Source organism: Streptomyces typhae, assembly GCF_009755605.1.
Lineage (GTDB): Bacteria > Actinomycetota > Actinomycetes > Streptomycetales > Streptomycetaceae > Streptomyces > Streptomyces typhae.
In genome coordinates this window covers 132,882-156,262 of the sequence record NZ_WPNZ01000025.1, presented here as the reverse complement: position 1 = coordinate 156,262, position 23,381 = coordinate 132,882, and the positions used below count along the sequence as shown (strand labels likewise).

Genomic DNA, 23,381 nt, shown 5'->3' with positions numbered 1-23,381 from the left:
GCCCCCCCCCACCCCGCCCACTGCCTCAGGCCCCCCGGCCCGAATCCGCTGCCTTCTCCAGCTGGAACGCCTCGTTCCCGAGGCCGATCCGCGCATGCGCGGCAGGCCGCGCCGACTTCAGGTACGCCCCGTACGCGAGCCCCACCACCGCCGCCGCCACGATGATGCCCGGCAGCACCCAGCCGAGGGTCGAGTCGGGGCCCGCGCCGACGAGGACGTCGAAGTCCTTGACGGTGTAGCCCGCGATGACGAGGAGGGCCACGGCGGCGACGGCCGACGCGATGATGCGCCAGATCTGGACGCGCGCGGCGCCGCGCCGGACGAAGAAGACGATCACGGCCAGGGACGCGGTGGCCATCAGGAGGAGCACGCCGAGGGCGCCGACGTTGCCGCCCCAGGTGAACAGGTGCAGGACCGGCGCGGTGGGGTCGCCGTGCGGGCCGTCGTCGGTGAGGGCGAAGCCGATCACGATGACGACGGAGACGACGGTCTGGAGGAGGGAACCCGTACCGGGGGCGCCGCTCGCGCTGTTGGTGCGCCCGAACGCGGCGGGCAGCAGGCCCTCGCGGCCCATGGCGAAGGCGTAGCGGGCGACGACGTTGTGGAAGCTGAGGACGGCGGCGAACATGCCGGTGACGAACAGGACGTGCATCACGTCGGTGAAGGTGGAGCCGAGGCGGGACTCGGTGAGTCCGAACAGCAGCCCCGCGCTCTGCTCCTGGGCGGCGGGCACGATGCCGGAGGGCCCGGCGGCGACCGTGAGGGCCCAGGAGCTGAGGGCGAAGAAGACGGCGACGAAGCCGACGGCGAAGAACATCACGCGGGCGACGACGACCTGGGGCCGGCTGGTCTCCTCCGCGTACACGGGTGCCTGCTCGAAGCCGGTGAAGGCCGCTATGCAGAAGCACAGCGAGGTGGCGACGCCCGCGCCGGTGAGCGTGTCGGGGTTGAACGCATGCAGCGACAGTCCCTCCTTCGCCGGGTCGGCGATGGCGGCGACGTCGAAGACGACGACGAGGGCGACCTCGACCAGGAGCAGGACGCCGAGTACGCGCGCGTTGAGGTCGATCTTCAGCAGGCCGAGCGCGCCGACGAGGGCGACCGCGACGAGGGCGGGGATCCACCAGCCGACGGTGACGTCGAGGTACTTGTCGAGGAGGCCCGAGACCTCGAAGCCGAGGATGCCGAACAGGCCCGCCTGGAGGGCGCTGTACGCCACGAGCGCCACGGCGGACGCGCCCGCGCCGACGGTGCCGCCGAGGCCGCGCGAGATGTAGGCGTAGAAGGCCCCGGCGTTGTGGACGTGCCGGCTCATCTCCGCGTACCCGAAGCTGAACAGGGCGAGGACGACGCCCAGTATCAGGAAGAGCAGGGGCTGCCCCACCACGCCCATCACACCGTATGTAGTGGGCATGACACCGGCGACGACGAGCAGGGGCCCCGTCGCGGCGAGGACCGAGAGCAGCAGGCCCGCCGTGCCGAGGCGGCCCGCGCGCAGGGCCCGTTCCTCTCCCTTGTAGGTGTTGATGCCCCCTTGGGGCGGTACCGACCTGCCCCGGGATCCGGTGCCGCCGTGGGCTCCGGTGGGCAGGCCGGCTCTGCCGCCCGCCCCTCCCGCGCTGCTTGCACTGGTGCTCGATCTGCCCGTCGCCATGGTGCGGTGATCCTCTCCGCCCGTCAGGGGGCTGTAGGTCTCTCAAGCCGTACTGGGTCTCTCAAGCCGTACTGGGTCTCTCAAGCCGTACCGAGTGCCGCGCCGCGCGCGGCGGAGTAGGCCTGGTGCGGGTCGCGGTCGGGGTACGACCAGGGGACTTCGGTCGTGTACCGGCCGATGCGGTGGAACAGTGCGGCGGCCTCGGCCGCCCGTCCCTCGCAGAACGTGGCGTGCGCGAGGAAGTTGAGGTCGACGAAGGAGCGCGGATGCGCCGGCTCGTGCGGCATCTCCCACTCCAGCCACCAGTCGAAGGAGGTCTTCATGACCTGCCGGGCACGCCGTGTGGCCCAGTGCCCCGAGGCCACCGGGTCCCTGTTCTCGCTGCCCGCCGTGGCGAGCACGCGGTAGCGCTCGGTGTGCGCGATCACCGGGAGCACGGCCAACGGCGAGTGGTCGGGGGCCTGTTCGGCCGCCCAGGAGGCGAAGTCGTAGACCTCGTGAAGCGGGTCCTGCCCGGCGCCGGGCCGCCGTTCGGCGAGCCGGGCGGCCATGAGGTGGTGCGCGTGGTGGTGCTCGGGGTGCCGGTGCCGCACCTCGTCGAAGAGGCGTACGACGTCCTCCTCGTGGCCGAGCGAGCGCTCCAGGAGCAGCAGCGCGAGCCACGGGGAGGGGTCGGCGGGGACCAGGGCGGCCGCCTCGCGGCAGGCCGCCCTCGCCTTCTCCGAGCGTCCCTTGCCGCGCAGCGCGCGGTGCACGGCGGCGAAGGCGAGCAGGACCACGGCGTCGGCGCTCTCCGGCTCCGTGATCCGCCAGTCCCGCGCCCACGCGGCGGTCGTGGACTCGCGGCCGAGCACGTCGAAGCGGTGGCCCCGGCGGTCCCAGTCGTCGCCGGTGTCCGCGAGCAGCGCGCGTACCTCGGTCCAGCGTCCCTGCGCGAGCGCGGCGCGGGCGGCGACGAGTTCGGCGTCGTCGAGGGCGGCGTCGAAACCCTGCGCGGCCTTCTTCCGGGAGCGGCCGAGCGGCGGGGGCGGAGGTGGAGACACCGCGGGACGTCCTCCCCGACGCGTTGGGCGAGCATGTGATCACGCACAGCCAACCGGTTGGTGACTCTCCGCGTCAAGGCTTAGTCATCGTTGAAACCTTGCCCGGCCCCTTACCAGCGCTTCTTCGTCCATTTGTTCGGCGTTCCGTTCGGACGGTACTGACGCGACGCCGGTCAACTCCCGCCCGAAAGGACGGAGTTGACCTATCCGACCGACTTGGCCGCCGCCCGCCCGGCGGCGCGCCCCGAGAACAGGCAGCCGCCGAGGAACGTCCCCTCCAGGGAGCGGTAGCCGTGCACTCCCCCGCCGCCGAAACCCGCCGCCTCCCCGGCCGCGTACACGCCCGGCAGCGGGTCGCCGCCCTCCTGGAGCACGCGCGAGGACAGGTCGGTCTCCAGGCCGCCCAGGGTCTTGCGGGTGAGGATGTGCAGCCGGACGGCGACGAGCGGCCCGGCCCCGGGGGCGAGGATCGGATGCGGCGCGGCGGTGCGGACGATCCGGTCGCCGATGAACCTGCGTGCTCCGCGAATGGCGTTGACCTGGAGGTCCTTGGTGTACGGGTTGACGATCTCGCGGTCGCGCGCGGCGATGGTGCGGTGCAGGAGCGCCTCGTCGATCAGAGGTTCCTTGGTGAGGGCGTTCATGCCGCGGACCAGGGCGCCGAGGTCCCGCTCGACGACGAAGTCGGCGCCGTGGTCCATGAAGGCCTTGACCGGTCCCGGTACGCCGGCCCGCGCCCGCTCGACGACACCGCGCACGGACCGGCCGGTCAGGTCGGGGTTCTGCTCGGAGCCGGAAAGCGTGAACTCCTTGCCGATGATGCGCCGGTTGAGCACGAACCAGGTGTGGTCGTACCCGGTCCCCATGATGTGACTGAGCGTGCCGAGAGTGTCGAAGCCGGGGAACAGCGGCACGGGAAGGCGGTTGCCGCGGGCGTCGAGCCACAGCGAGGACGGTCCCGGCAGGATGCGGATGCCGTGCTTGTCCCAGATCGGGGCCCAGTTCTGGATGCCTTCGGTGTAGTGCCACATGCGGTCGCGGTTGATCAGATGTGCGCCGGCGCGTTCGGCGATGCCGAGCATGAGGCCGTCGACGTGGGCGGGCACCCCGGAGATCATCTTCTCCGGCGGACCACCGAGGCGCCGCGGCCAGTTGGCGCGGACCAGGTCGTGGTTGCCGCCGATGCCGCCGGAGGTGACGACCACCGCCTGGGCACGGAACTCGAAGGAGCCCGTCACCTCGCGGCTGCTGGCCTTGCCCCGCTCCACGCCGGAGGGTTCGAGCACCTCGCCGGTGACGGTGTCGACGACGCCGCCGGTGCGCGCGAGGCCCGTGACCCGGTGGCGGAACCTGAACTGGACCAGGCCCCGCTCGGCCCCCTCCCGGACGCGGCGGACGAAGGGGGCGAGGAGGCCGGGTCCGGTGCCCCAGGTGATGTGGAAGCGGGGCACCGAGTTGCCGTGGCCCTCCGCGTCGTAGCCGCCGCGCTCGGCCCAGCCGACCACGGGGAAGAAGCGCACGCCCTGCGCGTGCAGCCAGGGCCGCTTCTCACCGGCGGCGAAGTCCACGTACGCCTCGGCCCACTTGCGCGGCCAGTGGTCCTCCGGGCGGTCGAACCCCGCCGTGCCCAGCCAGTCCTGGAGGGCCAGCTCCCGGTGGTCCTTGATGCGCAGGCGGCGCTGTTCCGGGGAGTCCACGAAGAACAGGCCGCCGAAGGACCAGTGCGCCTGGCCGCCGAGGCTCTGCTCAGGTTCCTGGTCGACGAGGATCACCCGGCGGCCCGCGTCGACGAGCTCGGCGGTCGCCGTGAGCCCGGCGAGACCCGCACCGATCACGATGACGTCTGCGTCGTAGGCCATGGGGGTCCTCCGGGGATGCGCGGCTGCCGGGCGGGGGGGTTACCGGTGAGTCAGATCCTGGGTCGGGAGGGCAGCCCAGTCAACCGTCCCGGCGGAGCCGTGCGGTTGGATGGCGGAATGAGCGCAGATATCCCCCCTGCTTCCCCGGGCCCTGCCGACGCGCCCCGCGATCCTGCCCCCGCGCCCCGCGATCCTGCCGACGCGCCCCGCGATCCTGCCGACGCGCTTCGCGATCCTGCCGACGTGGTCGGCGGCCCGGCGGACGCGGCCCGCGACCCGGCGGACGAGATCCTGGACGTCGTCGACGAGCACGACACCGTGGTGGCGCAGGTGCCGCGCGGCGATGTCTACGCCCGCGGGCTGCGCCACCGCTGTGTGTTCGTCGAGGCCCGCGACGCCGAGGGCCGCGTCTTCGTGCACCGCCGCACCCCGACGAAGCTGGTCTTCCCCTCGCTGTACGACATGTTCGTCGGCGGGGTCGTCGGCGCGGGCGAGTCCTACGACGACGCGGCCCTGCGCGAGGCCGAGGAGGAACTCGGCGTCACGGGCCTCCCCCGCCCGGTGCCGCTGTTCACGTTCCTGTACGACGACGGCGCCGGCCGCAGCTGGTGGTCCGCGGTCTACGAAGTGCGGTGCCCGCGGCCGGTGGACCCCCAGGCCGAGGAGGTCGCCTGGCACGGCTTCCTCAGCGACGAGGAGCTGGCCGCTCGCGTGGAGGAGTGGCAGTGGGTGCCGGACGGCCTGGCGGCGTACGAGCGGCTGCGGGCCCTGCGGGCTCATTCGAGCCCGCCCGGCGGTTGAGGACGAGGCGCGAAGCGCCGGCAGGGAGATACGGGGCGGAGCGCCGACAGGGAGGTCCGGGGCGAAGCCCCAGGCAGAAGGTAGGCCTATCGTGCAGGAGTGATCACTTTCGTACAGGGGCTGCGGCTCTGGTTCGCCCCAGGGCGCGTCCGGGAGGAAGGCGAGACCCCCGACTACCGCTTCTCGCTCGCCAACGAGCGCACCTTCCTCGCCTGGCTGCGCACCGCGCTCGCTCTGATCGGCGGCGGGTTCGCCGTGGACCAGTTCCTGCCGGACCTGCGCTGGGGGGTGCGCGTCGGCCTCGCGCTCGCCCTGCTCGTGGCGGGGGTGCTGTGCGCGCTGCGCGCGGTGAACCACTGGGTGCGCTGCGAGCGGGCCATGCGGCGCGGCGAGGACCTCCCGGCGTCCCGTTTCCCCGCGCTGCTCGGCGTCCTGGTGGCGGTGGTCGCGCTCGCCATGGTGGTGATCGTGGTGTTCGGGTGGGAGGGGTGAGGGACTCGGCGGCCGTGGCGCGGGACCCGGGGCTCCAGCCGGAGCGGACCCGGCTCGCGTGGCGGCGTACGACGCTGGCGTGCACGGTGGCCACGGCGCTCGGGGTGCGTGCGGTGCTGCACGACGGCGCGTCGGCGGCGGACGCCGTCACGTGCGGGCTCTGTCTGCTGCTGTGGCTGGGGTTCCTGGCCGTGGCGCACCGCAGGATGACGCTGCTCGGCGCGGCACGCCCCCGCCCTCTCGGACCGCGCGCGGCCGTGACCGCGGCCCTCGGCACGACGGCCCTCGCGATGTGCGCCGTGGCGATGCTCTTCACCTGAGGCGGCGCGAGCCGGGAGACCGAACTCGCGCGCGCCGGGAGACCGGGCCCGCGCGCACGACGAGAGGCCGTCCACGACGAGAGGCCGGGTCCGCGAAGGGCCGGGCCTCTCAGCAGGTGCCCGTGCCTACCAGTAGGCGCGCGTGACCGTGTCGGGCAGGCGGCCCTGCCGCTGCCGCTCCTGGAAGATCGCTGCGGCGACCTGCAGGAAGGCTCTTCGGGCTCCCGGGTCCGGGTCGGGGTTCCGCACGTTCCCGGTCCTCTTGTCGAGCAGCGTGTCCCCGAGGGGGTCCCCCGCCGCCGTGCACGGCCGGGCCACCGCACCCTCCGGGTCGATCAGGACGTTCCCGTCGGCTCCCTCCGCGGTCTCCCAGGCGTAGACGACGGAGCCCGTTGCGAGAGAAGCGATCTTTTTGCAGGTCAGCGATGCCGTCATCGCCGGAACCCTATCCCGTCGCCGGACGCGCGTGCTCCCTTCCGGTACCGGGGTACGGCCCGCGTCCACAGCCGCGGAGGGTCCGCCCTACTCCGCCCAGTCCACCGTCACCACGATCTTCCCGCGGGTGCGCCCCTGCTCGATCAGGCGGAAGGCGTCCGCCGCGCGGTCCAGCGGGAACGTCTCCTGGACGCTCACGGTGAGCACGCCCTGCTCGGCGAGTTCGGTGAGGCGGGTCAGGTCCTCGGCGTCGGGGCGCACGAAGCAGTACTGGCCTCCGAGGTCGACGACGGCGCCGTCCGCGACGGAGGCGAGCCTGCCGCCGGGGGCGAGCAGGTCGGCGGAGGTCTTGAGCGTGGCGCCGCCGATCGTGTCGAAGGCGGCGTCGACGCCGTCGGGGGCGAGCGCGGACACGCGGCCCGCGAGCCCGTCGCCGTACTCGACCGGCTCCGCGCCGAGGTCCCGCAGATAGGCGTGGTTGCGCTCGCTCGCGGTGCCGATGACGCGGGCGCCCGCGTGCCGGGCGAGCTGCACGGCGAAGGAGCCGACGCCGCCCGCGGCGGCGTGCACGAGCACCGTGTCGCCCTCGGCGACAGTGAGCGCCTTGTCGATCACCTGGAGGGCGGTGAGCCCGGCCAGGGGCAGCCCCGCGGCCTCGGCGAAGGACAGGTTGCGGGGTTTACGCGCGAGGGTGCGCACCGGCGCGGCCACGTACTCGGCGAGCGTGCCGCGCGACAGGAAGTCCTCGCGCACATAGCCGATCACCTCGTCGCCGACGGCGAACTCCGGTACGGCGACGCCCGGTTGCACCACCACCCCGGCCACGTCCCAGCCGGGGACCACCGGGAAGACGGCGTCGAGCGCCTGGTCGAGGTGTCCCTCGCGGCACTTGTGGTCGACGGGGTTGAGGGCGGCGGCGCGCACCTTCACGAGGACGGAGTCGGGGCCGACCTTCGGGTCGCGCACGTCGCCGTACTCGAGGACCTCGGGCCCGCCGTACGCGTGGTAGCTGATCGCTTTCATCGAGTCGCCCCATCGGGTCGCCTTGCGGAGTCACGGATGCATGCGAAACGCTTTCATAACGGGATCAAAGCGGCATTGAGTACTAGCCTGAGAGAGTCACACCGGCACGGCCCGCGGCGGTCGCACCGGCCCGTCCGGCAAGGGCCCCGCCTTCCCGAACCCGCCCGGAATCGGCTCGGAACCCGCCCGGAACCGTCCCAGAACCCGCCCAGAAGGTGTACGCCATGACCACGCTCCACCAGGAACACCCGGCCCACGACCACGCCCACGGCCCCGCCTGCGGGCACGCCGAGGTTCCGCACGGTGACCACGTCGACTACGCGCACGACGGCCATCTGCACCGTGCGCACGGCGGCCACTACGACGAGTGCGAGCCCGCACGGCACGTCGCCCACGAAGGACACGACCACCGGCACGGCGAGGACTGCGGACACCGGGCCGTGGCGCACGGGGACCACCTGGACTACGTGCACGGCGGCCACCGGCACGCCGAGCACGAGGGCCACTGGGACGACCACTAGCCCTTCGCCCCTCACCCCGGCCGCGATCCCCGCCACGGTCCCGGCCGGCTGGACCATCCCCCCAGAGGCGCCCGGCACCCCCTTCCCCGGCCGGGCGCCCGCCCATGTGCGGGGCTCAGGGCCCGCACGGACCCGCGATCCTGATCACGTTCGAGACCGGCCCTCTGGACGACATACCGACTGGTCGGCATCATGAACGGCAACGCGCCGACAAGAACCGCCCGCCGTTCACGATCAGGAGCGAGAACTGATGAGTTCCGACCGACCCCCGGGCCCGCCCGGACTCGACCTCGACCGGCTGCGCGCCCACCTCGACCGGGAGCGGCCCGGCCTCCTCGCCGCGGGTCCGCTCACGGGCCGGCTGATCGAGGGCGGCCGGTCCAACCTCACGTACGCCGTCTCGGACGGCACCGGGCACTGGGTGGTGCGGCGCCCGCCGCTCGGCCACGTCCTCGCCACCGCGCACGACATGAAGCGTGAGCACCGGGTGATCAGCGCGCTGCACCCGACGGCCGTGCCGGTGCCGCGCACGGTGCTCCTCTGCGAGGACGAGGAGGTGATCGGCGCCCCGTTCTACGTGATGGAGTTCGTCGCGGGTACCCCCTACCGCACCGCCGACCAGCTCGCGCCGCTCGGCCCGGAGCGCACCCGCGCGGCGGTGCTCGGGCTCGTCGACACGCTGGTGGACCTGCACGCCGTGGACCCCGCCGCGGTGGGCCTCGGGGACTTCGGCAGGCCCGAGGGGTTCCTCGACCGGCAGCTGCGCCGCTGGGGCAAGCAGCTCGCCGCCTCGCGCGGGCGCGACCTGCCCGGCATCGAGGAGCTGCACGCGGCCCTCGGCCGGGCGCTGCCCGTCTCGCCCGCCGCCACCGTGGTGCACGGCGACTACCGCCTCGACAACGTCCTCCTGGACACCTCCGGCGGCCCCGGCGGCCCCGATCGCGTCGCCGCCGTCCTGGACTGGGAGATGTCCACGCTCGGCGACCCGCTCACCGACCTCGGCCTGCTCGTGATGTACAGCGTCGCGCTGGAGGTGCCCGACTCCCCGGTCAGCACCACGGCGAGCGCGCCGGGCCACCCGGACCCCGCCGAGCTGATCGAGCGCTACGCGGCCCGCTCCGGCCGGGACGTCGCCGCCGTCTCCTGGTACACGGCCTTCGCCTGGTTCAAGCTCGCCGTGATCCTCGAAGGCATCCACTACCGCTACACGCTCGGCCAGACGGTCGGCGCGGGCTTCGACCGCATCGGCGACCTCGTACCCGTCTTCATCGAGCGCGGCCTGACCACCCTGAACGAAGGCTGAGAGGACCCCGACACCATGGATTTCGGCTACGACACCCGCACCGAGGAACTCCGCGCCAGGCTGCTCGCCTTCATGGACGAGCACGTCCTGCCCGCCGAGCGGGTGGCCGAGGAACAGCGCGCCGCGCTCGCCTCGCCGTGGGACACGCCCGCCGTCGTCGGGGAGCTGAAGGCCGAGGCCCGCCGCCAGGGCCTGTGGAACCTCTTCCTGCCGGACGCTCGGGACGGGGCGGGTCTGACCAACCTCCAGTACGCGCCGCTCGCCGAGATCACCGGCCGCAGCCCGCACCTCGCGCCCACCGCGGTCAACTGCGCGGCGCCGGACACCGGCAACATGGAGGTGCTGCACCAGTTCGGCACCGAGGAGCAGCGCAAGCAGTGGCTGGAGCCGCTGCTCGCGGGCGAGATCCGGTCGGCGTTCGCCATGACGGAGCCCGAGGTGGCCTCCTCCGACGCCACGAACATCACCACGCACATCCGGCGCGAGGGCGACGAGTACGTCATCAGCGGCCGCAAGTGGTACATCTCCGGGGCGATGAACCCCGACTGCAAGGTCTTCATCGTCATGGGCAAGACCGACCCCGACGGCGCCGACATCCGCCGCCAGCAGTCGATGGTGCTCGTCCCGCGGGACACCCCCGGTGTCGAAGTGCGCCGCGCCATGCGGGTGTACGGGTACGAGGACCACTCCCACGGCGGCCACGCCGAGGTGGTCCTCGACCGGGTGCGGGTGCCGGTGGGCAACCTCGTCGGCGAGGAGGGCGGCGGCTTCGCCATCGCCCAGGCGCGCCTCGGTCCTGGGCGGATCCACCACTGCATGCGGCTCATCGGCATGGCGGAGCGTGCCATCGAGCTGATGTGCCGCCGGGCCGTCGCGCGCACCGCCTTCGGCAAGCCGCTGGCCCGCCAGGGCGTGGTCCAGGAGTGGATCGCGGACGCCCGGGTCGCGGTCGAGCAGGTGCGCCTGCTCGTCCTGAAGACCGCGTGGCTGATGGACACGGTGGGCAACAAGGGGGCGCACACCGAGATCCAGGCCATCAAGATCGCCACTCCGCGGACCGTGGTCGGCATCCTCGACCAGGCCGTCCAGCTGCACGGCGCGGGCGGGGTGAGCCAGGACTTCCCGCTGGCGGAGCTGTGGGCGGCGGCCCGCACCCTGCGGCTCGCCGACGGCCCCGACGAGGTGCACCAGCGTTCGCTGGCGCGGCGGGAGCTGAAGAAGTACCTCTGACCGGCCCGGGGCCCTCAGGGGCGCAGCGCGCGCAGCAGCAGGTCCGCGAGGTGGTCCGCGACCTCCTGTGCCGTCAGGGGCCCGTCGGGGCGGTACCACGTGGACAGGTGGTGGACGGACCCGAAGTGGTAGTCCACCACCAGGTCGGCCGGGGTGGCCGTGGAGAAGACCCCGGCCGCCTGGCCCTCCTCGACCAGGGCGCGGAACCGCTCGTGGTAGCGCCGCCGCTCCGCCCGCACCTGCTTGTGCTTCTCCGGGCTGAGCTGGTGCATGGAGCGGAAGAAGATCGAGGCGTCGTCGAGGTGCGCGATGGTCGTGACGACGACGTCGGCCGCCGCGTCCCGCAGCCGCCGCTCCACCGGCGCGTCCGCGTCGGCGACCGCGTCGAGCCGCTCCTGCTGGACCCGGAGCAGCCTCGCGTACACCTCGTGCAGCAGGTCGTCCTTGGACCCGAAGTAGTGGTACAGGGCGCCCTTGGTGACGCCGGCCGCCTCGACGATCTCCTGCACGGACGTGCGGTCGTAGCCCTGGTCGGCGAAGAGCCGGGTGGCGGCGGCGAGCAGCCGCTGCGGGACGGGCGTGCCGTCACCGTCCGTCGTTCTGGCCACTGCCGCCACCTGCCTTCCGTTCCATGGTCCTCAGCCCTTGCGGATCGGACCTTCGAGGCCGGATCCGGCGAGTCTGCTTCATGAGCGAGAACGCGGTTCCCGCCTGAGGATCTTCCCACTTGTCTTCTTCGGCAGGTCCGTCAGGACCTCCACCACGCGTGGTCCTTGTACGCGGCGAGCCGTCCCCGGCGGCCGGGGGCGGCTCACTGCTCGGACGCCTCCCACTTCTGCTGGATGTGGTTCATGTTCGACAGCCAGGTGTCGGGTTCCTGGGCCCGCGCCCGGTAGTACTCGGCGACGTCGGGGTGCGGCAGGATCAGGAAGCGGTCCTCGGCCATCCCCGCGAACAGCGCGTCGGCGACGTCATCCGGCTCGATAGCGGTGGGGGCGAGGACGAGTTCGCCCGCGGAGCCCGCAGCCGTGAGCATGGCCGTGCGGACGCCCTGCGGGCAGATCGCGTGCACCTTGAGGCCGCGGTGCCGGTAGGTCAGCGACAGCCACTCCGCGAAGGCGTACGCGCCGTGCTTGGTGACGCTGTACGGGGCCGCGCCCACCATGGTGAGCAGGCCCGCCGCGGACACCGTGGACACGAACCGGCCCCCGCCCCGCTCCAGCCAGCCGGGCAGCAGCGCGTGCGCGGCCCGCACGTGCGCCATCACGTTCACGTCCCAGGCGTCGGCCCACACCCGCTCGTCCGCCGCCTCGGTGCCGCCCGCCGCGAGGCCCGCGTTGGCGCAGTACACGTCCACGGTCCCGCCGAGTGCGGCCAGGGCGTCGGCGAGGACCGCGGAGGCGTCGCCCGGCACGGCGACGCCGCCCACCTCGTCGGCGACCGCGGCCGCTCTCGGGGCGTCCAGGTCGTTGACGACGACGCGGGCACCGGCCGCGGCGAAGCGGCGGGCCAGCGCGGCCCCGATCCCGCCCCCCGCACCGGTGACGACAACTCCCTTGCCCTGCAAGCTCTCCACGGGCGGTCTCCTTCGGGCTCGATCACGTACGCATTGCAGACTAACCAGTCGGTATGTTGTCGCGGAAGGGGGCGGCGCACCCCCTGGGTGGAGCAGACCCCACCCTCGTGCCGGGTGCCTCCGGGATGGCCGCGACGGCTCCGGCCCGGGATCGTGATCTGTCGTGCGGGAACACGATTCAGGAGGACACGGATGATGAGAACCACCCATTTGAGGGCTTCTCTGTTATTGGCGGCGGCGATCGGGGCGGGCGCCCTGACGGCACCGGGCAGCGCACAGGCGGCACCCGGCACCGCACGGGCGGCGCCGCGCGCCGACGACCCGGTGCGGGCCGTCGAGAGCGTCGCGCACCCGCTGCGCGCCACCGGACCGGGCGGGTCGGCGAAGGACCTGCGCCCGCTCGACCGCATGGTGGGCGACGCCGAGGTCGTGGGGCTCGGCGAGGCCACCCACGGCACGCACGAGTTCTTCACCATGAAGGACCGCCTCTTCCGCCATCTCGTCGAGGAGAAGGGCTTTCGGACCTTCGCCCTGGAGGTCAGCTGGACGACGGGGCTGCGCCTCGACGCCTATGTCCGGGGCGGCGCGGGCGACGTGCGCGAACTCGCCCGCCAGGAGCTGGCGCGGACGCCCTGGCACCACGAGGAGTACATCCGGCTGCTCACCTGGATGCGCGCGTACAACGAACGGCATCCGGACCGGCAGGTGCGCTTCATGGGCAACGACCTCGACCACCCCCACCTCGGGGCCGAGCTGTTCGACGCCGTGACCGACCACGTGCGGCGCCACCGGCCCGATCTGCTCGGCCGCGTCGAGGCCCTGTACGCCCCGATCCGCGAGGTGCCGGACGGGGACGCCTATCTGGCGCTGCCCCTGGCCGAGCGCGCCCGCCTCGCGAAGAACGCGCGGGCCGCGTACGACCTGGTGCGCACGGCAGGGCCGGACGGTCACGACCCCACGTACGCGTGGACCCTCCAGCACGCCCGGTCCGTCCTCCAGACCGCGGACATCTACGCCTACGACGGGAGCACCCCCGAAGGGCAGCGCGGCTCGATGCTCCACCGCGACCGGATCATGGCGGAGAACACGGCGTGGTGGCAGCGGCAGACGGGCCACAAGGTCCTCGTGTCGGCACACAACGCGCATCTCGCCTACGAGTCCTACGACCCCCGCTATCCGCGCATGCAGGGCGAATTCCTGCGCGACAGCTACGGGCCGAAGTACCGGAGCATCGGATTCACCTTCAACGAGGGCTCGTTCATGGCAACGGCCCCCGACGAGGAGGTGTACACGCCGAGGACGGTCGGCGCCGCACCGCGCGGCACGAACGAGTACACCCTCGACAAGGTCTCGTACGACGACTACTACGTGGATCTGCGCACGGTCCCCCGGGCCGCGCGGAAGTGGCTGGCCGGGAAGCGCCCGACGCGCAGCATCGGCACCGCCTACCCCGACGGCCCTTACGGGATCCGGCTCGGCCCCTCCCACGACGTCCTCATCCATCTGCACGAGACCACGGCGGCGCACCGGGTGGAGCAGCGCCCTCGTGCCCGGTCGGTCAACGGCTGAGCCACCAGCGTTCGTTGTCCTTGGCGAGGGCGTCCCACAGCAGGTTCAGCGGATGGTGCGCGTCGTACGAGGCGCGGTCGCCGCGGCGGGTGAAGACGCCCACGAGGACCTCCGTGCGGGGGCCGACGTCACCGACCACGTCGAGCCGGCGCAGGCCCCCGGCCTCGGGGAGGCTGCCGGACTCGGCGGCCTCCGCGATGCCCCGGGTGACGAGCATCGCCCCGCTGACCACCCCGGAGCGCAGCAGCTCGAAGCCGTAGTGCGCGGCCTCGATCTCGGCGGCGATGGACATGGCCTTGCGGAAGTCGGCGCCGTACCAGGCGGTGAGGAAGCGGGCGATGAGGCCGCCGGCGGAGACCACCAGGGGCAGGCCCGGCAGTTCGCTGGCCCGGACGGTCGATTCGGCGGGTCCCGGCAGCTTCTCGGGCGGCAGGTTCGTCAGGATCGACAGGCCGCTGCGGCGCCACTCCACGATCTCGTAGGGGTCGAGCTCCGCCTCCTGGCCCTCGGTGACGACGATGCTGCCGCAGACCAGGTCGAGCTCCTTGGACTGCAACCGCGCGAAGAGGTCGCCGGTGCGCACATGGGTGACCTTCAGGTCGACCCCGCGGTGTTGGTAGGCGTCGCTGACGCGTTCCACGGCGTCCAGGAGAAAACCCAGCGTGTAGCGGGTCGAGCCCACCGAGAGGGTGCGGCCGAGGCGGCGGCGGGCGTCGTTGATGCCGTCCGACCACGCCGAGAGGGTGGCGCGCGCGAGCTCCACCAGATGCTCTCCGGTCGCGGTGAACAGGACGTCCTTGCCGCGGCCCCGCTTGAGCACCAGGGCCTCGCCGCACAGCGTGCCGAACGTGCGGTTCATCGTGTCGAGTTGCTTCTGCACGCTGGACTGCTCCCGGCCGAGCAGGCGCGCGGCGGCGAGTGCCGTGCCGGTCTCGTGCACGGCGAGGAGCGTCCGGAGCTGGTCCATGGTGGTGTCAAGGAGCACCGCGGGGTACTGCGTGGGACCGGTTGAGGCCATGCGAACTTACTCTCTCCGACTCCCTTTGCTTTTACGGCAATGCAGCATAGCCGCCGCGGAAACTGATCCCCCGGCCACCCCAGATTATCTGGGGATTTCTTCCGGAAAATGCTGGCTGCGTTCGCGTTACCCATGGAATGGTCGACTCAATCCGCTTGACCCGCCTGCTCGGCATTCGCGCTCCGCGTCCCCATTACCTCGTCCTGGGCGACCACGAACCGGAATCCGTCATGTCGTTCGGCTCCCTCGCGGATCTCCCGGACCCACGCGGGGTCCGGTGCCGCCACCGGGGGACGGCATCGGCTCCCGCGTGTTCCGCCGCGACGTCTGGTCAGCGTCGTCTCCCGGCAGGACCATGCGGTCGTGAAGCCCTACTGGGAACTGACCTTTGACTCCGACGGCGACGTCGACGCCGCGCAGCGCGGCCGGCTCCTCTCGGGAGCGGAGCGGGAACGCGTCACCGATCTGCTGGTGTTCGCACACGGCTGGAACAACGACCTGCGGACGGCCCGGGACCTGTACCGCAGGTTCTACACGCCGTTCGCCCGGCTCGCCGGCACCGGTGTGCGCCTCGGCTACGTGGGCGTGCTGTGGCCCGCCATCCGCTTCCCCGACGAGCCGATCCCCGACTTCGAGCCGTCCGCGGCACCCCGCGCGGCCACCCCGGCGCCCGCCGCCGGCCCCGCCGATCCCGACGGCGCCGCCCTGGACGAGGCCACGCGCCACCTCCTCGCCAGGGTCTTCCCCGGCCGGCAGGACGCGGCCCGCGTCGACCGGCTCGGTCTGCTGCTCCAGGAGCGCTCCGAGGTCCGCTCCCGTCTGGACGAGTTCGTACGGATCGTGCGGGATCTGGTGGCCGTGCGCGAACCGAGCCCGGCGCACGAGTTCGGCCACGACATCGGCGGCGGCGAGCCCGCCATGCTCACCGACGACGCCGTCGAGGTCTGCGAGGTGTTCCTCGCCATGCTGGAGAACCGCGAGGGCCGGCAGCTGCTCGGCGGGGTGCCGGGGCGGCTGTGGCGGGGCGCCAAGGAAGTCCTGCGCCAGGCCACGTACTACGCGATGAAGCGCCGGGCCGGAGCCATCGGGCAGGTCGGCCTCGGGCCCGCCCTCGGTCTGCTCGCCCGGGACGTGCCGGACCTGCGCGTGCACCTCGTCGGACACAGCTTCGGCGCCCGCCTGGTCTCGTACGCGGTGCACGGGATGCCCGCGGGGGTGCGCTGCGTGAAGTCCGTGACCCTGCTGCAAGGGGCCTTCTCGCACTACGCGTTCAGCGCCCGGCTGCCGCACGACCGGTCGCACGGCGGCGCGCTGCACGGGGTGCCGCGCCGGATCGACGGCCCGCTCGTGTGCTGCTATTCGCGGCACGACGACGCGCTCGGCCGGCTCTATCCGCTCGCCTCCAAGCTGGCCGGGGACTCCGCCGGCTTCCTCGGCCTGTGGGAGCGGTGGGGCGCGCTCGGCTTCGACGGGATCAAAGCCGTCGACGGCGCCGTCGGGGTGCGGCTCGGTGCCGCGCTGCCCGCCCGCGGGTGCGTGAGCGTGGACGCCTCGGCGGTGGTGCGGCGGGGCGGGGCGCCCAACGGCGCGCACAGCGACATCTGCCACGAGGAACTGGCGCGGGCCGTGTGCGCGGCCGGGCGGATCGCCCTGGCGGCGGGCTGACGGCTGCGCGGGCTCGTGCTGCCCGCGCAGCCGTCGGTGCACCCGGCGCACCGGCTCGCTCACCGGTGCGCCGGCGCCCTCACCGATGCCGGGGGAACTCCACCACCTGCTGGTACGTCGGCCGGTTCTGCCACTGGACGGCCCGGTGCGTGATGCCGCCGAGCGCGCGGTGGATCACGGCGTCCGCGCACCACTGGTCACCGGCCTTGCAGCTCGCGTCACCGGGGTAGACCTTCGCCGCCGGTTCGGCCGCCGCCTCGGCGAGGGCTCCGAGGAGCGCGTCCCGGCAGGCGTCGCGGGTGCCGCCCCCGCAGTACGCGTCCTCCGTCCAGCCGCGCACGGGCTCCCCGAGCACGGTCCGCAGGTCCTTGTCGGCGTAGCCCCACCACCCGTACTGGAAAGCGGAACCGGCGTGCGCGCCGGTCGGGCCGTGCCCGGCGGACGGTGCCTCGTCCACGCCGAGCTGCGCGGTCAGCGAGCCGTAGAGCCCGGACCCGAGCCCCGGCTCGAACATGGCCTCGATCAGCCGCGGCCACCAGGCGTCCATGATGCGCACCGCGTCGGGGTGGGCGTAGGTGCGCGAGCCGGGCGCGGTCTCCCTGCGCTGCGCCCCCGCCTTCTGCCAGGCCTCCAGCTGCTGCACGGCCCTGGCGAGCCGCGGGTCGTCGACGGGCTTGCCGCGGACCACCTTCAGGAGCTCGGGCAGCACCTGTTCGCCCCGCAGATCCGTGACGGCGGCCTCCGCCATGGCCCGGGTGAGCGAGGCGCGGGTCACGCCGCCCTTCTCGACGAGCCCGCGCACCCGGTCGTCGAGCAGGTCGCCGCGGTGCACGGCGCCCATGCCGAAGCCGGCCGCGCTGAAGTCCTTCGCCTGCTTGTTGTTCCAGGAGACGTAGTAGTCCTGGTTGACGGACTGCGGGTGCTCGGCGGGCGGCGTCTGCGCCGAGGTGTTGTCCGCGGGGTCGAAGTCCTGCCATTCGTAGGCCTGCCGGGCGTGCACCGGGAACGAGGGGTCGATGTCCTTCGCCCGCCGCGGGTTGGCGCCGCTGTTGTAGTACGCGGTGTCGCGCGAGTCGGCGTAGAACCAGTTGAAGGCGTAGGAGATGTTCTCGGCGGCCTTCTTGAAGGAGGCGGCGTCCTTGACGTACCCGGGGTCGTTCAGCATCTGGAAGCCGATGATCGAGTCGGCCTCGTGCCGGTAGGTGGAGCGCAGCGAGACATAGGCGACGGGTTTGCCGTCGACGGTCGCGCGGTGCGTGACGATGCCGTACTTCGTGCGGAAGACCTGCATCCGGTAGGAGCCCGCGGGGGTGGAGTCGGCGACCGTGGGCTTCCAGGCGTTCCTGCGCTCCAGCTTCTCCATCGGGGTGCAGGAGCCCCGGTACAGGTAGTGGGTGGCGTCCTTGCCCGGGGTGCCGCCGCCGGGGGCGCACAGCTCGACGGCGTAGGTGTCGGTGATGTCCTGGGTGGCGGACGTCGCCGACCACGCGTAGTCCTGGCCGCGGCCGAGCTGGACGTACATGCCGACCCCGGCGAAGGAGACGCCCCGGGCGCTGATGCCGGGGCCCTGGAGCTCCTGCTGCATGAGGAGCTGGGGCGCGAAGTAGCCGGTCTGCGGGCCGAACACGGCCACCGGGTGGCCGCTCGCGGTGTGCTTGCCGGAGACCACCAGGGCGTTGGACATGCCCTTGCGCTGAGCGGGGTTGCCCGCGGCGCCGAAGAGGTCGGCGGGCAGCACGCCGTCGTCGAACAGGCCCTGGAGCGGCTTCAGCCTCTTCGGCACCCGCACCGGGTCCTCCGCCGTCCCGGCGCCCTTCCTCGCGCCGCCCTCGCGGTCGTGCACGAGCTGTTCGCGCGCCACCGAGCCCGGGTCGGGCAGGGCGGTGCCGCGGGCCTTCTCGGGCTTGCCCGCGTACGGGAAGGAGGTGCCGTCGTGCACGGTCTGCACGGTCTCGGGGTCGTTGCGGGCGCGGAAGGTCTCCCAGATCTCGGAGCCCTTCTCGACGCCGTACCTCTGCTGCGCGGCGAGCAGCGAGAGCGCGGACTCGACCTCTCCCCCGCCGCCGTTGCCGAACAGGCCGCCGACCACCGAGGCGAGCGCGATCATGTCGGTGATCTTGAAGGGTTCGATCTCACCGGCGTTGGTGATCGCGTCGATCTTGCCGGTGAGGACGTACTCGCCGGGGAAGTAGCGGCCGTTCTTGGACTTCTCGCGGTAGGCGTTGAGCCCGTCGATGTAGGCCTGCGCGTCCGCCATGGCCTGCTTGCCGCGCTCCCCCTGTGTCGACTTGATGTACTCGACCTGCCGCTGGAGATCCTGTTCCGTGTACGGGGCCTGCGGCCAGAACTGCTGCTCCAGGCCCTGGTTGGCGGGGGCGCCGCCCGCGAACGAGGTCAGCTCGCCGCGGCCGATGTGCCGGAAGAGGTCGATGAGCCACAGCCGGTCCTGCCCGGCGGCGAAGCCCGCGCCGAACTCGGTGCCGTACCGCGTGCTGCCCTGGATGTGCGGTATGCCGTACTTCTTGTCACGGGTGATCGTGACGTCGTCGCGCGGCCTGGTGACGGAGGCCACCTGGTCGGCCCGCACACCGAAGGAGGCGTCGTTGAAGAACTCGGTCAGGCGGTCGTCGGTGAGCCCGGGATAGCCGGACGACAGCGCGTCGTAGGGGCCCAACTGATCGTCCGCGTGCGGCGGTCGGGTGCCGAAGGCCCGGTGGCTCAGGATCTCGGCGAGGGTGGCGCCGCCGTTCGCGCCGGGCGGCAGGATGTCGGCGCAGTTGTCGCCGCAGTAGTCGGTGACGGGCGGGGGCTCGGCCGCGGCGGCGGCACCGGGGCCCGGGGCGAGCAGGAGGGAGGCCCCGAGGGCCAGGGCCGCGGACATGGTGAGGGTTCTGAGCCGTGCGGTGCGTCGTCGCATGGGTGCGCTCCTCCGGTCCTTCGGACGACCATGGGTGCCGGACGGCCCCCGAGTGCCGCGGAAGGCCGTCGGGGCGGAGGTTACTGTCGGGTCGGCGAACCTGAAAGATGAACAACCGTCGCCTTTTCACAACCGCCACACGACGCCTGCGCCCCGTCCCCACGACCGGTGCCACGACTCCCTTTTCCCGGCTCTGTCTCGTTTCTCATGCATCACCGCTGACCTGCGGGGCACGCGATCGAAGAAGCCATCGGAAATCGGATGGCACCAAAACGCGAGTCGATACGTCTACTCGTTGTCCGGGGTGTCCACCGGCAAGGAAAACCCCGGCGACGACCGAGATCGGGTGACGGAGGTGCAGGGCGATGGCCGGATTCCGGAGTCTCGCGAGACAGGTGCGTGACCCTTACAGCGATCTGGCGCTGCGGCGGTACTCACTGCGCAAGTGCCTGGAGAGATTCGCTCCCTATGGACACCGGGCGACCTGGGACCACCTGTGCGCACGCGCGGGGTTCGGTCCCGAGGACCGGTCGCCCGAGCCGGCGCGGCTTGTGGCCGCGCTCGACGAACTGGAGGCGGCCCGCGCCGTCTGGCTCACCTACGAGGAGGGCTTCGCGCGCCGCCGACGCAAGGAGAAGCACGACGGGCTCCGCCGCCCCGGCAGCGTCGACGACTGGCACCGCTGCACCTGGGGCGGGCACGGGGTCGCCTGGTGCGACGACCCCGGAGTGCACCCGTCCGCCCCGCTCGCCGACGTCCTGCGCAAACTCATCACCGCCCTCGAACGCGACCCGGGCGGCGCCTGCCCCGTGTGCGCCGAACCGGATCTGGAGTGGCGCTACGGCCTGGCCCACGAACCCTCGTCGGGCCCCGTCTGCACGAACTGCGGCATCGTGGTCCCCGCCCCCGTCCTCACCCCCGAGGCGGTGCGGCAGTCCCGCAGGCGGCGCTCGCGCACGCTGGTCTCCGCGTGAGCGTCAGGGCCTGACGACATCCGTCTGGATGGCCAGCTTGAACTCGGCGAGCATCAGCGGCGCGGCGATCCTCACGTCGCCGGGGCCGCGCGCGGATATCTTCAGGCCCACCGGGGTCCCCGGGTGCACGAACATCTGCCAGGTGTAGGCGCGGTACTGCCCTCCGCGCGTCGGTACGGAGTCGGTGGTCGCCGTGGAGTCGTACCCCGTCGACAGGCTCAGCGGGTCCCGCACGAAGCGCGAGCGGTACTCCGTCGGCCTGCTGTCCGGCTCCCAGAACACCAGCGCCGACAAGGTGCCCCACCCGTCGTGGCTCGGCCAGATGAGCCCCGAGCGGGCGTCGGGGAACTTCGACGGTGCGGTGGTGCCGCCGCGGCCCGGGTCGTGCATGTGCCACGGGTCGTACTGCTCGTCACCGAGGACGTAGGGGAACCGCACCAGGTGGTACCCGTCGCTGTCGTAGACGATCTTCTGGCGCCCGCTGCGGGCCGCTTCCCACTTCAACGAACAAACCGCGACGCTCATACGTCCTCCCCCGCACTGGTGATGTTCGTGCTGTGATGGCTCGATGCAGGTATGTCTGAACGGCGCCCGGGGCGCGGACGACGGCGTGGCCGTGCCGCTGTCCCCCGGGGCGCTCGCCATCGCGGCCGCCGAGGCGGTCGCCGCCGGCGCACTCGATGTCCATGTACACCCCAAGACCCCTTGTGGGGAAGACTCCGTGGCGCCCCGCGCGGTCGCGGCGACGCTCGGAGCGGTGCGCGCCGCCGTCACCGTGACCGTGGGGGTGACGACGGGCGCGTGGGCCGAGCCCGACCCGGCGGCACGCGTCGCGCGGGTGCGGGAGTGGACGGTGCTGCCCGATCACGCGTCCGTGAACTGGCACGAGCCGGGCGCGGAGGACCTCGCCCGGGTCCTCCTGGAGCGCGGCGTGGGCGTGGAGGCGGGCATCTGGTCCGGCACGGACGGCGCCGCGCGGTTCGCCGCGTCGCCGCTCGGACCGCGGGTGCTGCGGGTACTCGCCGAGGTCACCGACCACGATCCGGCCACGGCCGTGGACACGGCACAGGACCTCCTCGCGGAGATCGGCGGCGCCCACGGCCGCCCGGTGCTCCTGCACGGCGAGGAGGGCGGCACCTGGCCCGTCCTCGCCCTGGCCACGCGCCTGGGCCTGGCCCGGCGCGTCGGCCTGGAGGACACCCTGCACCTGCCGGACGGCCGCAGGGCCGGGTCCAACGCGGAGTTGGTGGCGGCGGCGCTGGGGCGCTGAGGGCACAGGTCCCGACCGGGGTCGGTCAACGGCGCTCGCCCATCAGGCGGGAGCCCACGATCCGGTCGCCGAAGACGTCGTCGGGGTTGGACAGGACGCAGGTCTCCAGGGAGAGGCAGCCGCAGCCGATGCAGTCGGTGAGGTGGTCGCGCAGGCGCCCGAGCTGCCTGATGCGCTCGTCGAGCTCGGCCCGCCAGGCCTCGGAGAGGCGCGCCCAGTCCGTGCGCGTGGGCGTGCGCCCTTCGGGGAGCTCCGCGAGGGCGTCCCGGATCGTGGCGAGCGGAATGCCGACGCGCTGGGCGGCGCGGATGAAGGCGACGCGGCGCAGCGTGTCGCGGTGGTAGCGCCGTTGATTGCCCGAGGTGCGACGGCTGCTGATGAGTCCCTTGGTCTCGTAGAAGTGCAGCGCGGACACGGCCGCACCGCTGCGCGCGGACACCTGGCCGACGGTGAGTTCGTGGATCTTCTCTGGGATCTGGGGCACTCCTCGAAGCCTACTGGCCGGCGCGTTGACAGCGGTCGGCGGCACCCCGCATGCTGAGCAAGCGCTTAGTACACCGACGTCCGGGAGGCCGGGACATGGCAGAGCCGAGGATCTTCACGTCAGCCGACGAGCTGCGCGCCGCCGTCGGCGAGCAGCTCGGGTACAGCGATTGGCTGGAGATCGACCAGAAGCGCGTCGACCTGTTCGCGGACGCCACCGGTGACCACCAGTGGATCCACGTGGACCCCGGGAAGGCGGCCGCGGGCCCCTTCGGGACGACGATCGCGCACGGCTATCTGACGCTGTCCCTGCTGCCCGCCCTGGTTCCGCAGGTGATGCGGGTGGAGGGCATGAGGATGGGCCTCAACTACGGCACGAACAAGGTCCGTTTCCCCGCGACCGTGCCGGTCGGCTCGCGGCTGCGGGCGACCGCGGTCCTGACGGCGGTCGAGCCGACCAAGGACGACGGCGTCCAGGTCACGGCGCGTGTGACCGTGGAGCGCGAGGACGGCGGCGACAAGCCCGCGTGCGTGGCGGAGTCGGTGTCGCGCTACTACTTCTGAGGCGCGGCCCCCACCATCCGCAGCACGAGGTCGGCGTACGTCGCGCCGACCTCGTCCGGCGTCCGGCGCCCCGCGACGTTGAACCAGCGGGCGACGTCGATGCACAGGGAGAGCACCGCGAGCGTGGTGCCGGGCACGTCGGGCACGTCGAAGTCGCCCGCCCGCACGCCGTCGTTGATGATCTCCCGCACCGCCGCGTCGGACTGCCTGCGCAGCGCCACGATCTCGGTGCGGTGCTCGGCGCCGAGGGCGTCGAGTTCGTACTGCACGACCCGGGCGGTCATATGGTGCCCGGCGTGCCAGCGGACGAAGGAGCGGACGGCGTCGGAGAGCCGCTCGGCCGGGGTGCCCTCGCCGTCGGCGGCGGAGCGCAGGATGTCGAGCGCCTTGTCGTGCCCGAGCCTGCTGATGCGGTGGAGCAGCTCTTCCTTGGTCTTGTAGTGGATGTAGAGCGCGGCGGGGCTCATGCCGGCGCGGCCCGCGATGTCCCGGGTGGTCGTGGCGTGATAGCCGCGCTCGGCGAAGGCCTCGACGGCGGCGATCAGCAGCCGCCTCGCCGCGTCGGGACTGACCTCGGCCCAGGGCTGTTCCTCGCCGAGGGTCTCCTTCGCCGCACCCATGCGGGCTCCTTCCACCGATCAGGACAGACACCCTACCCTGAAGG

Annotated in this window: 23 protein-coding genes; 11 read left to right on the top strand and 12 right to left on the bottom strand. The window is 72.7% G+C overall.

Translation table 11 applies throughout. The annotated features are described in order from the left end of the window. Positions 1-25 precede the first annotated feature (25 nt). The 3 genes from GPA10_RS34145 to GPA10_RS34135 all read right to left on the bottom strand — a co-directional run bounded on the left by GPA10_RS34145 (position 26) and on the right by GPA10_RS34135 (position 4,556). Positions 26-1,654 carry an APC family permease gene (locus GPA10_RS34145; RefSeq protein ID WP_157168825.1) on the bottom strand — a complete coding sequence of 543 codons (1,629 nt, stop codon included), beginning with the start codon at positions 1,652-1,654 and terminating at the stop codon, positions 26-28. Between the two features lie 80 nt (positions 1,655-1,734). Continuing rightward, positions 1,735-2,697, bottom strand: coding sequence for a hypothetical protein (locus GPA10_RS34140; protein ID WP_343041632.1), 963 nt, complete (start codon positions 2,695-2,697; stop codon positions 1,735-1,737). A 203-nt stretch (positions 2,698-2,900) separates the two neighbouring features. Beyond that, a complete protein-coding gene (locus GPA10_RS34135; protein ID WP_157168824.1) occupies positions 2,901-4,556 on the bottom strand; it encodes an FAD-binding dehydrogenase in 1,656 nt (551 codons plus the stop codon). Positions 4,557-4,799: 243 nt separating this feature from the next. Here GPA10_RS34135 and GPA10_RS34130 point away from each other — a divergent pair, with 243 nt between their 5' ends. The 3 genes from GPA10_RS34130 to GPA10_RS34120 all read left to right on the top strand — a co-directional run bounded on the left by GPA10_RS34130 (position 4,800) and on the right by GPA10_RS34120 (position 6,169). After that, positions 4,800-5,357, top strand: coding sequence for an NUDIX hydrolase (locus GPA10_RS34130; protein ID WP_343041631.1), 558 nt, complete (start codon positions 4,800-4,802; stop codon positions 5,355-5,357). Between the two features lie 99 nt (positions 5,358-5,456). Next, positions 5,457-5,849, top strand: coding sequence for a YidH family protein (locus GPA10_RS34125; RefSeq protein WP_343041630.1), 393 nt, complete (start codon positions 5,457-5,459; stop codon positions 5,847-5,849). Further along, complete coding sequence (locus GPA10_RS34120) at positions 5,837-6,169, top strand: DUF202 domain-containing protein (RefSeq protein ID WP_079087052.1); 333 nt, start codon at positions 5,837-5,839, stop codon at positions 6,167-6,169. Before GPA10_RS34125 ends, GPA10_RS34120 begins: the two co-directional genes overlap by 13 nt. Positions 6,170-6,295: 126 nt before the next feature. On the opposite strand, the gene GPA10_RS34115 is transcribed toward GPA10_RS34120, so the two are convergent. Both GPA10_RS34115 and GPA10_RS34110 read right to left on the bottom strand, forming a co-directional pair. Further along, the gene (locus GPA10_RS34115; protein ID WP_157168822.1) at positions 6,296-6,604 is read right to left on the bottom strand and encodes a hypothetical protein; all 309 of its coding nucleotides are present in this window, start codon (positions 6,602-6,604) and stop codon (positions 6,296-6,298) included. An 87-nt stretch (positions 6,605-6,691) separates the two neighbouring features. Then, a complete protein-coding gene (locus tag GPA10_RS34110; protein WP_157168821.1) occupies positions 6,692-7,627 on the bottom strand; it encodes an NADP-dependent oxidoreductase in 936 nt (311 codons plus the stop codon). Between the two features lie 224 nt (positions 7,628-7,851). Between GPA10_RS34110 and GPA10_RS34105 the strand changes: the two genes are divergently transcribed. From GPA10_RS34105 to GPA10_RS34095, 3 genes are all read left to right on the top strand, one after another. Next, positions 7,852-8,148: a hypothetical protein gene (locus tag GPA10_RS34105; RefSeq protein ID WP_157168820.1), complete on the top strand. Its 297-nt coding sequence runs from the start codon at positions 7,852-7,854 to the stop codon at positions 8,146-8,148. A gap of 250 nt (positions 8,149-8,398) precedes the next feature. Further along, positions 8,399-9,451 (top strand): phosphotransferase family protein, encoded by a 1,053-nt coding sequence (locus GPA10_RS34100; protein WP_157168819.1) that lies wholly within the window; start codon positions 8,399-8,401, stop codon positions 9,449-9,451. A 15-nt stretch (positions 9,452-9,466) separates the two neighbouring features. Continuing rightward, positions 9,467-10,681 carry an acyl-CoA dehydrogenase family protein gene (locus GPA10_RS34095; protein WP_157168818.1) on the top strand — a complete coding sequence of 405 codons (1,215 nt, stop codon included), beginning with the start codon at positions 9,467-9,469 and terminating at the stop codon, positions 10,679-10,681. A 14-nt stretch (positions 10,682-10,695) separates the two neighbouring features. Here GPA10_RS34095 and GPA10_RS34090 read toward each other — a convergent pair whose 3' ends face one another. Together GPA10_RS34090 and GPA10_RS34085 are read right to left on the bottom strand one after the other, a co-directional pair. Continuing rightward, on the bottom strand, positions 10,696-11,289 hold the full coding sequence (locus GPA10_RS34090; RefSeq protein ID WP_058852313.1) for a TetR/AcrR family transcriptional regulator: 594 nt from the start codon (positions 11,287-11,289) through the stop codon (positions 10,696-10,698). 203 nt (positions 11,290-11,492) lie between these two features. Next, positions 11,493-12,257, bottom strand: a complete 765-nt coding sequence (locus tag GPA10_RS34085) for an SDR family oxidoreductase (protein ID WP_343041629.1) — start codon at positions 12,255-12,257, stop codon at positions 11,493-11,495. 192 nt (positions 12,258-12,449) lie between these two features. On the opposite strand from GPA10_RS34085, the gene GPA10_RS34080 reads away from it, so the two are divergent. Beyond that, the gene (locus GPA10_RS34080) at positions 12,450-13,826 is read left to right on the top strand and encodes an erythromycin esterase family protein (protein WP_157168817.1); all 1,377 of its coding nucleotides are present in this window, start codon (positions 12,450-12,452) and stop codon (positions 13,824-13,826) included. On the opposite strand, the gene GPA10_RS34075 is transcribed toward GPA10_RS34080, so the two are convergent. Continuing rightward, entirely contained in the window at positions 13,816-14,844 is a 1,029-nt protein-coding gene (locus tag GPA10_RS34075; RefSeq protein WP_157168816.1) for a LysR family transcriptional regulator, read from the bottom strand. The two genes, GPA10_RS34080 and GPA10_RS34075, sit on opposite strands and share 11 nt — an antisense overlap. A 363-nt stretch (positions 14,845-15,207) precedes the next feature. On the opposite strand from GPA10_RS34075, the gene GPA10_RS34070 reads away from it, so the two are divergent. Next, positions 15,208-16,509 (top strand): serine-threonine protein kinase, encoded by a 1,302-nt coding sequence (locus GPA10_RS34070; protein WP_343041628.1) that lies wholly within the window; start codon positions 15,208-15,210, stop codon positions 16,507-16,509. Positions 16,510-16,588: 79 nt separating this feature from the next. On the opposite strand, the gene GPA10_RS34065 is transcribed toward GPA10_RS34070, so the two are convergent. After that, on the bottom strand, positions 16,589-19,426 hold the full coding sequence (locus GPA10_RS34065; RefSeq protein ID WP_157168815.1) for a penicillin acylase family protein: 2,838 nt from the start codon (positions 19,424-19,426) through the stop codon (positions 16,589-16,591). Between the two features lie 365 nt (positions 19,427-19,791). Between GPA10_RS34065 and GPA10_RS34060 the strand changes: the two genes are divergently transcribed. Continuing rightward, positions 19,792-20,400 (top strand): hypothetical protein, encoded by a 609-nt coding sequence (locus tag GPA10_RS34060; RefSeq protein WP_058852307.1) that lies wholly within the window; start codon positions 19,792-19,794, stop codon positions 20,398-20,400. A 3-nt stretch (positions 20,401-20,403) separates the two neighbouring features. Here the strand turns inward: GPA10_RS34060 and GPA10_RS34055 are convergent, their stop codons facing one another. After that, a complete protein-coding gene (locus GPA10_RS34055; RefSeq protein ID WP_058852306.1) occupies positions 20,404-20,925 on the bottom strand; it encodes a hypothetical protein in 522 nt (173 codons plus the stop codon). 43 nt (positions 20,926-20,968) lie between these two features. Here GPA10_RS34055 and GPA10_RS34050 point away from each other — a divergent pair, with 43 nt between their 5' ends. Beyond that, positions 20,969-21,670, top strand: coding sequence for a 3-keto-5-aminohexanoate cleavage protein (locus GPA10_RS34050; RefSeq protein ID WP_157168814.1), 702 nt, complete (start codon positions 20,969-20,971; stop codon positions 21,668-21,670). A gap of 25 nt (positions 21,671-21,695) precedes the next feature. On the opposite strand, the gene soxR is transcribed toward GPA10_RS34050, so the two are convergent. Beyond that, positions 21,696-22,154 (bottom strand): redox-sensitive transcriptional activator SoxR, encoded by a 459-nt coding sequence (gene soxR / locus GPA10_RS34045; RefSeq protein WP_058852304.1) that lies wholly within the window; start codon positions 22,152-22,154, stop codon positions 21,696-21,698. A gap of 95 nt (positions 22,155-22,249) precedes the next feature. Between soxR and GPA10_RS34040 the strand changes: the two genes are divergently transcribed. Then, positions 22,250-22,717, top strand: coding sequence for a MaoC family dehydratase (locus GPA10_RS34040; RefSeq protein ID WP_058852303.1), 468 nt, complete (start codon positions 22,250-22,252; stop codon positions 22,715-22,717). Here the strand turns inward: GPA10_RS34040 and GPA10_RS34035 are convergent. Then, entirely contained in the window at positions 22,708-23,337 is a 630-nt protein-coding gene (locus GPA10_RS34035; RefSeq protein ID WP_157168813.1) for a TetR/AcrR family transcriptional regulator, read from the bottom strand. The genes GPA10_RS34040 and GPA10_RS34035 overlap by 10 nt on opposite strands. Between the last annotated feature and the right edge of the window lie 44 nt (positions 23,338-23,381).